Genomic DNA, 13,395 nt, shown 5'->3' with positions numbered 1-13,395 from the left:
TTTCAGGAAACCTGCACTCTTTGACTATTATATCGACTGAAATCGGTTAAATATTAAGGGGTTTACAAAAAACATCCTTTAGCAACTAATCCCAACCCGACAATTAAAAAAGTGACCTCAACTGGCATCCCCTTTTCCACAGAAAAATCTCTATCTGGCGAGCGTGAGTGATCTTATTTCAGTTGCCCCTGCAAGCTTGAGCACTTTGGCAGCATGTCTTAATGTTGAGCCAGTTGTGTAAATATCATCAATTAGTAGGATTTTCTTTCCTGCTACCAGTTCGGGATCGGTGATCTGAAAAACTTGCGGCAAATTAATCCTGTCGCGGCGAGATTTCTTTGATTGTTTTTCGGAATGAATTCTCGTAAGTGGCTGGATGCATGTTTGACCTGCAGTAATAGCTAACGCTTCTGCTTGATTAAAGCCCCGTTCCAACAGCCGTTCTCTACTTAAAGGAATCACAGTAACACAATCAAATGCTAATGTAAGCAACGCATCCTTTATAAAATGGGAAAAAACTTCAGCGAGAGCATAGTCACCACGATATTTGAATTTGGCAATTGTTTCTTTCATAAAGTCATTATAATGAAACAGCGACTGATTTTCCGTTAAAAATCCTTGCCAATCTGGATCCTGTTCCCAACGGTAGCAATCTAAGCAATGCGAACCTCTTCGAAACTCTGCTGACAAAACTCGTGAGCATATTTGGCATAACTCGCCGCTAATCGGATCAAATTTAGCGAAACAGTCCGCACAGACTGACGTCTCCTGTTCCTGCATTAACAAACTCATCCATGATATCTTTTGGTTTATTTCTTGATCACAAAGCAGACAGAGTCGTGGTTTTAAGATAGATAGATCAAACATCAAGCAACCCTCGCTTACCTGCCTCACGATTCATATTTTCAATATGCAAAACAGCTTTTACCATTTCCTCACTTTTGCCATAATGAAAAAACGTAATATTCCCGGTCGGATGGTCCGCACTTCTTCCTACTCTGCCGGCGATCTGAACAAGGGCACTTTCAGAAAACACTTGATGCTCCGCGCCAATGACCGCGACATCCAATTTAGGAATCGTCACACCACGTTCCAAAATTGTTGTTGTCAGCAAACCGGGAACATCCCGATTACGAAGCAGCGTGACCTTTTCTTTCCGCTCAGGATCTTCTGAATGAACAGCAAGCAGACGGGGTTCGATGTTTTGAAACAGAGACAAGCTTGCTTTCATCACTTTAATACTTGGGAAAAATAAGAGAATGGGGATATTGCGTTCAATCCGATCGCGAACCCAGGATTGAATTTGTAGAGGAATTTGCTTTTTCTGAAACTGCTTTTGCCAATTGCCGCTCCATTTCATCGTTGGTACTGGAATCGGCTTCCTGTGGTATCGTGCTGGAATCGTCACCGCTTGAAGTGTCCCTTTTCGATAAGCATTCTGCATTTGTCGTGATGGTGTGGCGGTTAAATAGATCGTAGATGAGGTTTGTTTTTTTGCTTTCTCTACTGCTTGCTGAAGGGATGTGTCCATAGAGTACGGAAAAGCATCGACTTCGTCAATAATGATCGTATCAAAGGCATTGGCAAAACGGTAGAGCTGATGGGTCGTGGATACAGTAAGCGGTGCAGCCACATGACGGTCTTCACTACCTCCATATAGAGCCGCGACGCCCACATTTGGAAACGCCTGTTTAAGTCGCGGAGCCAGTTCAAGCACGACATCGGTCCTTGGTGTGCAAATACAAACCCGTTGACCGCTTGAGATCGCGGTGTCAATTCCTTTAAACAACACCTCCGTTTTCCCAGCTCCGCAAACGGCCCATACGAGGACCTCTTCATTTTGTTCAACCGCCGCAATCACTCTGTCAGAAGCCGTTTTTTGCCCGTCAGAAAGTGTGCCACCCCAAGCCATTACTTGAGGGGGAATCGAAAAACGGAGTTCAGGTCCGGTCCATGAGTAAAGCTCCGTACATTCACTTACACGCCCCATCATGATGCAGGAACGACAATACGTGCAGTTTTTTTGACAAAGGCTACAAGGAAACGTGTAAAACAACTGTTGATGACGATTACTACAGCGTGAACATTGATATTTGCCATTCTCACGGATGACACCAACTTTTGCAGCAACATAACCTGCTTGCATATGTTCCGTAAGCAATTCAGAGGGAAAAGGAATTTCAGCAGCTAGCAGTAATCGACCCGATAAGTGGTACTGCAGATGGGGGGAATATGGAGTGGTAGTGTGAGGGGAAATCATCGAAAAAAACCTCCTATTTATTTTACATCATCTCTATATTCGCTACTCAATAAATAATCAGAAGGGTCAGACACCGCAACAACAAAAATACAATATAAAATAAGGCATAAAACACTACATACTGATTTAGAGTGCGAGGTCAAACCCTTTCTCCATTAATTCGGCTGGAGGATTCTTTTTTGCAAAAGTGCTTTAAATTCCTCATTTGGAACAGGTCGACTAAATAAATAGCCTTGAATTTGATGGCATTCTTCTTTTTTGAGCAGATTTAATTGCTGTAGCGTCTCTACCCCTTCAGCGACCACCTTTATTTGCAAGCCTTTTGCTAAATAAATAATCGATTTTGCGATAAACATATCTTGATCGCTATGAATCATATTTTGGATGAATGATTTATCAATTTTAATCACGTCAAACGGAAATTGAGTTAAATAAAATAGAGAAGAATATCCGGTACCAAAGTCATCTAAAGAGATGGTGATTCCCATTTCCTTTAATGAATTCATCGTGTTCTTCACTACTTCTTTATTGTGCAAACAAGAGCTTTCGGTCATTTCAAATTCGATATCGCTTGGCTGAATTCCCGCTTCTTGAATCGTTCTCTCTATCATTTGAAGCCAATCTCGTTTCATAAAATGGACAGCGGAAATATTAATCGAAATCGGCACCGTTGCTAGCTGAGCATCTTTCCATTTTCTTATCTGTTTACATACTTCTTTTAAAACCCAATTATCAATATGAACAATTAAGCCGTTTCCTTCAGCAATTGGCAGGAATTCCATCGGTGAGATGAGTCCCCACTCTGGATGATTCCAACGAATTAGAGCTTCGGCACTCATCATTTCACCTGTACAACTTTCGACTCGAGGCTGAAAATGCAACGTCATTTCGTTATTTTCTATTGCCTTCCTTAAGTCCCGGCCTAAGCTATATGATTTATAGGACTCGAGACTGCTTGATCGAGATATAATATTATACTTACTTTCACCTTGTTTCTCAGCTGTGTTTAATGCAATATCGGCATTGCTTAATAAGTCCGAGCTATCTATCCCATTGTCTGGAAAAACACTAATCCCAATACTTACAGTGACATATAATTCATAACCGTCTATCAAAAACGGCTCGATTAACCCATCGATAATTTGATTTGAGATCATTTCAAGTGTTTCAATCGAGTCCAAATTAATGACTAGAACACCAAACTCATCGCCTCCGAGACGAGCAAGTTGATCATTTTCTGGTAATAGAGAAGCAAGACGAGCAGCAAATTGAACTAATAATTCATCACCACTTGGGTAACCGATTGTATCATTGATATATTTAAAATGATCAATATCAATGATCATCACAGCAAACTTCTTATCGCTATTCGCGTACTCTCTAGCAAATCGTTTTATTTTTTTATTAAATTTTCTTCGGTTTGGCAGTTGGGTTAAATGATCATGATAAGAAATATGTTTCACTTTTTCATGTAACAGATGTTGCTCTGTAATATCTGTAATAAGGCTGTCTAATTGAATAAATGTTCCGCTACCATCTAAAGTAGGGATCATATATTGTTGTATCCACTTAATGTCACCGTTCTTATGGATGATACGGTATTGATGACGAAGGGCGTTTCCTTTTGCTAACTCATGGTATAGATCCACAAATGGCAACAAATCTTCAGGATGAACGATGGTTGTCCATTCAGTATTATTTTCCACTTCAGCAGCTAGATAGCCGCAGATTTGTTCAATTCCTTGCGTCCAAAGAATGATTTGCCCAGTCTGCATATTTACAGAACAGACCCCAACATCAAGGTTATTATAAATTCGAGAAAACTGCTTTTCTTTTTCCATAAGCTTGGACTCTATTGTTTTACTTTTCGTAATATCTTGAATGAAGCCAATTACACGAACTGGTAGACCTATTTCGTCAAAAAGGACTTCTATTTGTACATACACATGACGAATGGCTTGATCTCTTCTCACAACTCTACATTCAAAATGAGCACTGCCATTGTTAAATAAAGTTTGCTGGAAGGCAATTTCAAGTTTAGGATGATCATCAGGATGGACAAACTCGAGAATTTGCTTATATGATGGTGAAAATTCTTCCTCTTCACTAATACCAAGAATCAATCGTTTTTGTTTCGAAAAAAACGTGCGATCGCTCTTTATTTCGTAATGAAAACTCCCGATATTGCCAATTTCTCCAATCGTATTAAAGTTTTCTTTGCACAGAAGTAACTCTCTTTCCTGCTCCTTTAAAAAAGTCATATTTTTTATGATCATATACACTTCCATGCCTTCAGAAGTAACTATCGGAAGAAGGGTAATATTTGTATAGCGAGTATCGCCATTTTTGCCAACAACTAAAGCATTAAACCGATTTGTTTTCCCTAAAAAAGCATCTTCAACATACTTTTTTTGTTCATATGTATAATCTTGAATAAACGACTCTATAAATGATTCATTGAAGTCTTGTTCCGTATAACCAAACTGTTGTGCAAATGCTTTGTTACAGTTTAAGAGATTCCCACTGACATCCAATTTGATAACAGCGTTCAGGTGATCGATAATTAGAGAATGAAAGTCTTCTTCTCTGGTCATTTCATTCATTCTTTTTTCCTTAGTTTCCCCCTGAAAAGACTTATTCATCTCAATAATCCCTCTCATTTAAATTTGATGAATGATTTCTATAAATAGGTGGACTTACGATTTCCATAAAAAAAAGATAAATCACAACTATGATTACAAAAAATAGATTCTACCTTTTATGTTTTTATTTGTTAATAATACCACACTTTTGACCTAAATGATTTCTTATACAACAACAAGATCGTAGCTTTCCATAATGAAAGGGTCAGACCCCGCAACTACTAAATACCGTTTAAGACGTGAACATGACACAATAAACAATATATAGCGTATGGGGTCAGACCCTTCTTGAAAGTTCTTATTACACTTTAAATCTGCCAATTTGCTCTTGTAATTCTTCAGCCATATGAGAGAGTGTGGCAGCGGATGATGAGATTTCTTCCATTGATGCCAGTTGTTCCTCTGTTGCCGCCGCTACATTTTGTGTTCCTGAAGCAGCTGCTTCGGCAATTTCTGCTAATCGTTTTTCGGATTGTAAGACTTGTTCAGATCCCGCTGAAAGCTGTTGGGAAGCAGCAGACACTTCCTGGAGCTGGGCAGATATTTCATCGACAGAATAACGAATTTGCGCAAAAGATTCCCCAGCTTTATTTACTACACTAATTCCGCCGGTCACTTCACTAGTTGTTTGGTCCATCGATTGAACAGCAAGATTTGTCTCATCTTGTATTAATGTGATGAGTTCGGAAATATTCTGAGCCGATTCAGCGGACTGTTCTGCTAATTTACGTACTTCATCCGCTACTACAGCAAACCCTCTGCCATGTTCTCCTGCTCTTGCCGACTCGATTGCCGCATTTAATGCGAGTAAATTTGTCTGCGAGGCAATGCTTGTAATTGCTTCAATAATGTTGCCAATCTCTTTTGACCGTTCACCTAGCCCTTTGACAATTTGTGATAATTGCGTAACGGTCAAATGAATCGAATTCATTTGTTCAATTGTCGTTTGAATTGCTTCGTTCCCTTCCAGCGCTTTTTGTGATGTTTCTACCGAATTGGCAGATATATTATGAGCATGGGAAGCAATCTGTTGAATACTTAGCGCCATTTCTTTTACAACCTTTGAACTTTCCTCAGTGTTTTTCACCTGCTGATCTGCTCCATGTGCCACTTCTTGAATGGTATTGGCAATTTGTTCACTTGCTTTACTCGACTCTTCTGAACTTGCCGTTAATTCCTCAGAGGCAGCGGCTACTTGTTCAGAAGTTATGTTTACTTGTGCCATCAACTCGCGCAACTTTACCATCATATTATTAAAAGAATGAGTCAACCGACCAATTTCATCTTTGGATTGATAACTCCCCGCAACGGTTAAATCCCCATTTTGCGCATTTCCCATTAGTGTTTCAATTTCTTTAATCGGATTGGTAATCATCCGCGTTATAATAAATCCAAGTACACCTTTTATCACAATAAACAGAAGAATCATGCTAATAACGATATTATTACTGTCATGACTGCTCTCTGTAATACTTTTACCTAATTCGTCCGCATAACTCTCAAAATATTCGCCTATTTCATTCAGTAATGAATTGGATTTTTCTCGTGCTGGCTGTACCTCCTGCTGATATTTAGCATAGCCTAAAAAATCTTTATCGCCTGACAGTACAACATTGTATACGTCTTCAACCGCATTTACATATTTCTGATACTCTTTCTTAAATTGAGATAGATGTTCCACCTCAGATTCAGATATCAGACTTTTATCTAACGCCTGTATCAACGTTTCATTGTCCTTCTTTAGCGCGTCAATTTGTTCTTTTAAATCCTGTTTCTTTTTTATATCAGATGTAAGCAACATCTCAAGTGTACTATTATCGATCGCCCGTGTGTTTATGCGAATTTGACCTTGCCATTTTACCGGAAGCAAAGCATCCCAGTACATTTGATCTGATTTTTTATTCATTTGATTCATATAGTAGTATCCAGTTCCACCGATTACACCAAAGATGATGAAAGAACTAAGTATTAGTACGAACAGTTTCCTACCAATTGCAGCATTACGTAAACCCATCATTCCTACTCCTTTTTCCTAATCTTCAAATATTTTTTGCTTAAACTATAAAAAGAAAGAGTCCAGTTACACCTGCACACATTTAGGATCAAAAATGCTATAAACATTCAGTACATTTTACCTATCCTCTCGGCAACCTGGCGATCCTTGTACACAAGTGACTTTAGACCCATGGCTTTGCGTCCTCCCCTTTCGATGAAGTTTGCTATTTTCTAGAAAGATAAGTTTAATCTTCCATATTGATTGATGCTTCGAAATTATACCATGACCACTATTAAAATAATAGATTTCTATCCGATTCTTTCGTACTAGGTAAAATGTAATAGCGCGATCCGATACAACTCTAAAAATATCAAGAATTAATCGACTACGTATTCATTCGATTACTCGAAGACCCAAATCGAGCTTATTTCACGTAAAAACTAGGGCGGCCTGTGCCCGAGATGCTGGAAACAGAAATTTACGTGCCACATTTCCAAATTGCGTGCCGGAATAAGCACTTTTCGTGCCGGATTTGAAATTTGCGTGCCGGAGCGAGCTCTTTTCGTGCCGGATTCCTGATTTACGCGCCAAAGCAAGTCTTTTCGGTTCGTCATAGATAATGGATCACATACTAAAGTCCTAACTAAACTAACAAAAAAACGCCCACCCCAACAGAGGTCAGACGTTCTTAAACCTTGTACCAGCCCATCGCCATGGAGCCTTCGCCAAGATGTGTGCCAATAACTGGTCCGAAATAGCTGATATCGAATTCAACATTCGGATATTGTGTTTTGAGTTCTTTTTGCCATTCTTTCGCTTCTGCTTCTCGTTTTGCATGGATAATGACTGCTTTATACGTGCCGCCTTGAGCCACATCTTGACCGAGTAGATCAGCAATTCGTTTCATCGCTTTTTTCCGGGTACGGATTTTTTCAAAAGGAACGATCACTTTGTCTACAAAATGGAGGATTGGTTTGACTTGAAGGAGGCTGCCAATCAACGCCTGGGCACTGCTCAAACGTCCGCCACGCTGCAAATGTGCCAAGTCATCCACCATAAAATAGGCACGTACGGATTGCTTGATGACGTTCAATCGAGCAAGAATATCGTCTGGCCCTTTTCCATCTAAGGCCATCTTCGCTGCTTCAAGAACAAAGAAAGCTTGAACATAACAGCTGATTTCCGAATCAAAGCCGTGCACATCTAGACTTTCAACCATCTCTCCTGCACTAACCGCCCCTTGATACGTCCCACTAATCCCACTTGATAAATGGATACTCACAACTGCCTCATACTCTTGCGCTAATTCCTCATACTTCTCGACAAATAAACCTGTTGGCGGCTGAGAAGTTGTCGGAAGCTTATCCTGTGTTTTAACCACATCGTAAAATTTATCCGCTGTTATATCAATTTCTTCCCGATATGTCTCATTGCCGATCACAACTTGAAGCGGAACCATATGTATATGAAATTGTTTACGTATATGTTCCGGAATATAGGCCGTACTATCCGTAACAACTGCCGTTTTCATAAAACACTACCATCCTTATTTCATTATTCTCATTTAAACATAATCACCATTTTATCTGAAAATCCCTCTATTTGCATCATAAATCTTGCGGTACTTTTAATAGAAAGTCGGAAAGGAGCCCTTGGATTTGGATCGCAAGACCTCATTCACGTCGCGTGAAAGCCAGATCTCGAATCGCGAGACCTTTATTCCAGAGCGTAGTACTTGAATTTTGGATCACAGGAACTCGATTATACGTATAGTTTCCTTCTGAATCCATTGCATGCAAAACTCCTACAAGGTTATTACGTCACCTTTCACATGAAGATCAATCATTATAACACGCTACACTCACCTAATCACAATGGTGGCGGTGCGAAGCCAGATTTTGGACAGCTTTTCAATAATATTAGTATAACCGTTAAGTAGATTGGCTATATTATTAAATCGCGAAGACCCGCCCCATGTCCTTCAAATAAAAATCGCCCAGCCTTAATCGTTGTAACATCGATCAAGCTAGACGATTTTCGTTGGCTTCCTCCAACATTTCAGCTGTGGACATCCAATCATTTATTTATTTTACTTCAACCCAACCGTTTTTAATTGCTGAAATAACAGCTTGCGTACGGTCATTGACATTCATTTTTTGCAAAATATTGCTGACGTGGTTTTTTACAGTTTTTTCACTGATGAACAGCGTTTCACCGATTCCACGGTTACTTTGACCATCTGCTAAAAGCTGAAGCACTTCACATTCCCGACGCGTTAATAAATGAAGCGGTTTTCTGATTTCAGGTATATATAAAGAAGATTCTCTTTCTTCCATTTGTTCAATAGCAATTCGACGATACTCTTTTACTAGATTGTGGGTAACTTTCGGATGCAGGTACGATCCGCCGTCTGCCACTACTTTTACAGCTTCTACTAGCGCATCTGCGTCCATTTCTTTTAATAAATAACCTTGTGCCCCAGTCTGCAGTGCATGGGTTACATAGTTCTCATCATCATGAATCGATAGAATGATAATCTTCATATCTGGGAAACGCTCAATGAGTAATCTAGTTGCCTCCACACCATTTAGTTGTGGCATATTAATATCCATGATGACTACATCAGGACGGTGAGTTTCTACTAAATTCATCGCCTCACAACCGTCGTCCCCTTCTGCAACTACATCAAATGCAGGTTCAAATTCTAGAATTTTTTTTACACCTTCACGAAAAAGCTGATGGTCGTCTATAATAATAATACTTGTTTTCAATCGTGCTTCCCCCTTGTCTTTGTACCATTACCAAATTTTTTCTATCTAATCATTTATTTAAGTGGGACTTTTATTGATACGAGTGTTCCAACACCTTGATGGGAATCTATCATCATTTCGCCTTCAAGAAGCTCGACACGTTCCCTCATCCCCATTAATCCAAATGATCCTGCTTTTTGAACATCAGAATCAAAGCCAATACCATCATCCTTCACCATGACAATGACCATTTCTTTCGTCATCGAAAGCTTGACTTGGATGCTTTTCGGTTTTGCATGCTTCAACGCATTTTGAATGGATTCTTGCACGAGACGGAATAGCGCGACTTCCATATCAGACGGCAGTCTTTTTTCCTCACCTAAATTTATAAATGTCATGTTTATACCATGGTTGTAATCTTCGGTCGTTTGCAGGTATTTTCTTAAAGTAGGTATTAACCCTAGATCATCGAGTGCCATTGGACGTAAATCATAAATAATTCGGCGCACCTCATAAAGTGCATTTCTGACCATTACCTTCAAGTTCCGAATTTCTATGATCGCTTCATCACCGCCTCGTTCGCGATAAATTCGGTCAATTAAGTCTGACCGCATCATGACATTTGCCAGCATTTGTGCCGGTCCATCATGAATTTCACGAGAAAGCTTCTTGCGCTCTTCTTCCTGCGCCTCAATGATTTTCAAGCCAAAGTCTTGTTTGCGTTTCGCATCCTCAAGCACGGCACCCACTTGCTTCAAATCACTCGTTAAATAATTCAAAACAACCGAAATTTGTGAAACAAGATGCTCTGCTCGATCAATCGTCTGTTCAAGCCCACGCAACCTTCTTTCTAAATCATCCCTACGTAGCCGCAATTGTTTCTCCATTTGACTGTTCATCTGTAAATCCGCTTGTAACTTATGAGCAACCTCATAAGCATCACGAACTTGTTGTTCAGAAAAATCATTGAAATACTTGCTCACTTCCGAAAGACGTTTTCTCGATAATTTAGCCTTTTTTTCGAGCACATCGCATTCTTCGATCACGATGGCAACCCGGATTTTCACTTCTTCAAGCTCCTTCGTTATCTCTTCAAAATCACGAAGGCATTGCTCTTTAATTTCAAATATTTCAACTTTGCTGTCTCCAACAGTCGTGATCATCGTTTCAACTATCATGTCCAAAGCTTTTACATCCATTTTTTTCAAGGACATTTAGATTCCTCCGATTACATCCAGCCTTTTGGTTGGTTTATCTCTTACATCAACGCCAATTGACGGATTTTCACTTTATTGAATAAAAGTATTCGCTTCTTAGTAGTAATTGCCAAGGTCTATTGTCGCACAAATCGCACGTAACTCGCCCTTTAGCCATTGTTCATTCATATCCTATATATGCCGTTTGACTTTCCGACTCTATATTATTATCCTAAGCCATTCTAGCCAGTATAAGCAAACGGTGAATGAATCCATTATACCTAAAAATAGGTTTACCGCATAAGGAATTATAATTACATCCCTTGTAGCCCTAAGCTTCAAACGTCCCAATTTTTCCTCTAGAAATTTCAAGCTTGCTTTTTCAAACAAAATATTCTTTTAAGCATAATCTCATCATCTAGTACAGAAAAATGTTATAGAACAATAGACCTTATTATACCATGAAGAAAACAGCCTAATATTAAAATTTCTTTACACACCTTACTATCGTATGACTTTTAAGAAAAAATAACTACATACTTAATACTATCGTACAAACACGTGCCCATCGAAAATTGCAGCAATATGGCGAAAGCCTTATAATAAAGAAAAGCCTTACACTCTTTTAAAAAAATTAAACATTATCTTTTTATAAATCAAACTACTATTTTTTAAAAAGAAAGGAGCTATTATGCTACAATCCTACCTAACTGTAAAAGGCAATGGCATACATGAAATCATCATTGATAAGTCCCGCTTCATTTCTCATATTGCCCGTACAGAAACAGAAGAAGAAGCCCAGGCCTTCATTCAACATATCAAAAAATTACACAAAGATGCTACACATAACTGTTCTGCCTACTTAATTGGCGAGCATGATCAAATCCAAAAGGCACTTGACGATGGTGAACCAAGCGGTACAGCTGGCGTCCCTATTCTTGAAGTATTGAAAAAAAAGAGTCTAAAAGATACGACAGTCGTTGTTACTCGATATTTTGGCGGCATCAAGCTGGGAGCAGGCGGCTTGATTCGTGCCTACAGTAAGTCAACATCAGAAGGAATTGACGCAACTGGGATTGTCGAAAGAAAGCTCATGCAGGTAATGGCTACTCATATCGATTACACCTGGCTTGGCAAACTGGAAAATGAGCTGCGATCGTCTATTTATGAAGTAAAAGAAATACATTACCTTGAAAATGTAATCATTGAAACATATGTAGAAAAGTCTGGAAAGGATGCCTTTACAGCTTGGATGACAGAATTGACTAATGGACAAAGTCGGATGGAAGAAGGGGAACAGCTGTACCTCGAACGAGATAAATAATCCATTTCCTAAAACGGCTTTCTACTACCTATAATATTTATTTTACGAAACAGTAAAAAAAATGTAGAATGTTGTAGAGTATAGTTTCATAGATATATCAGTCTGGATTCTGCCCATGAAGGAGAAAGAAAAATGTCAAACCAACGCATGTACAGAGTTACCAAAAGAAGGCGCAAGAAGAAACGCAAAAAACTTGTTGCATGGTTCTTGGTTCCGCTTTTATTACTAACTATCACTGGCACTGCCTATGGAGCGTACTTGTACAATAAAGCCGCTTCTGCCATTGATAAGTCTTTTGAATCAATTGGCCTCTCATCTAAGCGTGAAGCGAAGGTCAATCCAGAGGTAGACAATACATCCATTCTATTTATTGGTGTAGATGATAGTGATTCTAGAAAGTATGAAGAGTCCACACGCTCAGATGCTTTAATACTGGCTACTTTCAATCAAAAAGATAAATCGATAAAATTATTAAGTATTCCACGAGATTCTTATGTGTACGTCCCTAAAAAAGATCGTTACACAAAGATTACACATGCACATGCATATGGCGGTCCCAAGGTCACCGTTGAAACCGTTGAAAACCTTCTTGATATTCCAGTCGATTATTATGTGCGTATGAACTTCTATGCATTCATAGATATTGTCAATGCTCTTGACGGAATCGAAGTCGAAGTTCCTTATGAATTGAATGAGAAAAACGCTGAAGATCAACATAACGCGATTCACCTTGAACCTGGCTTGCAAACCTTGAATGGTGAAGAAGCATTAGCACTTGCCCGTACACGTAAGCAAGATAGCGATCTTTTACGAGGGCAACGGCAACAAGAAATTATTCAAGCTATGATAAAAAAGGCAACAACTATTCACGCTGTAACGAAATATCCTGATATAATCGAAGCGGTCGGTGGAAATATGAAAACGAACTTGACCTTTAATGAAATGAAAACATTTGTTGAGTACGCTACCGCTAAAAATGACCTGACAATTGATACCCTTCAACTCGAAGGTACAGACGGTAGAGAAAATAACTCATACGTCTTCAACCTTGATAAAGATAAGCTGACAGAAACACAAAATTTATTGAGAAAACATTTAGGGTTAACGAACAGAAAAAGCGTTGGCAGCCTTTCACACGATGATGAATAATGAATAAATTACAGTTGTACCATATAGGGTGCAGCTGTTTTTTGATTATATTCACAATGTTTTTTTAAACGATACTCT

9 protein-coding genes and 1 riboswitch are annotated in these 13,395 nt (G+C 39.1%); of the genes, 2 read left to right on the top strand and 7 right to left on the bottom strand.

All coding sequences use genetic code 11. From position 1 onward, the window contains the following. Window positions 1-150 precede the first annotated feature (150 nt). From V179_RS0122835 to V179_RS0122800, 7 genes are all read right to left on the bottom strand, one after another. Complete coding sequence (locus tag V179_RS0122835) at window positions 151-867, bottom strand: ComF family protein (RefSeq protein WP_028393521.1); 717 nt, start codon at window positions 865-867, stop codon at window positions 151-153. After that, window positions 860-2,260 (bottom strand): DEAD/DEAH box helicase, encoded by a 1,401-nt coding sequence (locus tag V179_RS0122830; RefSeq protein WP_034302340.1) that lies wholly within the window; start codon window positions 2,258-2,260, stop codon window positions 860-862. The genes V179_RS0122835 and V179_RS0122830 overlap by 8 nt, the downstream gene beginning before the upstream one ends. Window positions 2,261-2,415: 155 nt before the next feature. Further along, on the bottom strand, window positions 2,416-4,902 hold the full coding sequence (locus V179_RS28570; RefSeq protein ID WP_051405101.1) for a sensor domain-containing protein: 2,487 nt from the start codon (window positions 4,900-4,902) through the stop codon (window positions 2,416-2,418). A gap of 301 nt (window positions 4,903-5,203) precedes the next feature. Continuing rightward, a complete protein-coding gene (locus V179_RS0122820) occupies window positions 5,204-6,916 on the bottom strand; it encodes a methyl-accepting chemotaxis protein (RefSeq protein WP_051405100.1) in 1,713 nt (570 codons plus the stop codon). 128 nt (window positions 6,917-7,044) lie between these two features. After that, window positions 7,045-7,133: riboswitch (cyclic di-GMP riboswitch) on the bottom strand. Window positions 7,134-7,586: 453 nt separating this feature from the next. Then, a complete protein-coding gene (locus V179_RS0122815; RefSeq protein ID WP_028393518.1) occupies window positions 7,587-8,429 on the bottom strand; it encodes a DegV family protein in 843 nt (280 codons plus the stop codon). A 553-nt stretch (window positions 8,430-8,982) separates the two neighbouring features. Then, window positions 8,983-9,669 carry a response regulator gene (locus tag V179_RS0122805; protein ID WP_028393517.1) on the bottom strand — a complete coding sequence of 229 codons (687 nt, stop codon included), beginning with the start codon at window positions 9,667-9,669 and terminating at the stop codon, window positions 8,983-8,985. A 53-nt stretch (window positions 9,670-9,722) separates the two neighbouring features. Further along, entirely contained in the window at window positions 9,723-10,862 is a 1,140-nt protein-coding gene (locus V179_RS0122800) for a sensor histidine kinase (RefSeq protein ID WP_028393516.1), read from the bottom strand. Window positions 10,863-11,535: 673 nt separating this feature from the next. Here V179_RS0122800 and V179_RS0122795 point away from each other — a divergent pair. Then, window positions 11,536-12,168 (top strand): YigZ family protein, encoded by a 633-nt coding sequence (locus tag V179_RS0122795; RefSeq protein ID WP_028393515.1) that lies wholly within the window; start codon window positions 11,536-11,538, stop codon window positions 12,166-12,168. 132 nt (window positions 12,169-12,300) lie between these two features. Continuing rightward, entirely contained in the window at window positions 12,301-13,317 is a 1,017-nt protein-coding gene (locus V179_RS0122790; protein ID WP_028393514.1) for an LCP family protein, read from the top strand. The last annotated feature ends 78 nt before the right edge of the window (window positions 13,318-13,395 follow it).

Origin of the sequence: Bacillus cihuensis (assembly GCF_000504145.1) — a bacterium.
Taxonomy (GTDB): Bacteria; Bacillota; Bacilli; order Bacillales; family DSM-1321; genus Peribacillus; species Peribacillus huizhouensis.
This window is presented reverse-complemented; position numbering and strand designations above follow the sequence as displayed.

Coding starts and splice junctions, on each gene's coding strand:
- V179_RS0122835 (WP_028393521.1), bottom strand. CDS start 867: ATGTTTGATCTATCTATCTTAAAACCACGACTCTGTCTGCTTTGTGAT.
- V179_RS0122830 (WP_034302340.1), bottom strand. CDS start 2,260: ATGATTTCCCCTCACACTACCACTCCATATTCCCCCCATCTGCAGTAC.
- V179_RS28570 (WP_051405101.1), bottom strand. CDS start 4,902: ATGAATAAGTCTTTTCAGGGGGAAACTAAGGAAAAAAGAATGAATGAA.
- V179_RS0122820 (WP_051405100.1), bottom strand. CDS start 6,916: ATGGGTTTACGTAATGCTGCAATTGGTAGGAAACTGTTCGTACTAATA.
- V179_RS0122815 (WP_028393518.1), bottom strand. CDS start 8,429: ATGAAAACGGCAGTTGTTACGGATAGTACGGCCTATATTCCGGAACAT.
- V179_RS0122800 (WP_028393516.1), bottom strand. CDS start 10,862: ATGTCCTTGAAAAAAATGGATGTAAAAGCTTTGGACATGATAGTTGAA.
- V179_RS0122795 (WP_028393515.1), top strand. CDS start 11,536: ATGCTACAATCCTACCTAACTGTAAAAGGCAATGGCATACATGAAATC.
- V179_RS0122790 (WP_028393514.1), top strand. CDS start 12,301: ATGTCAAACCAACGCATGTACAGAGTTACCAAAAGAAGGCGCAAGAAG.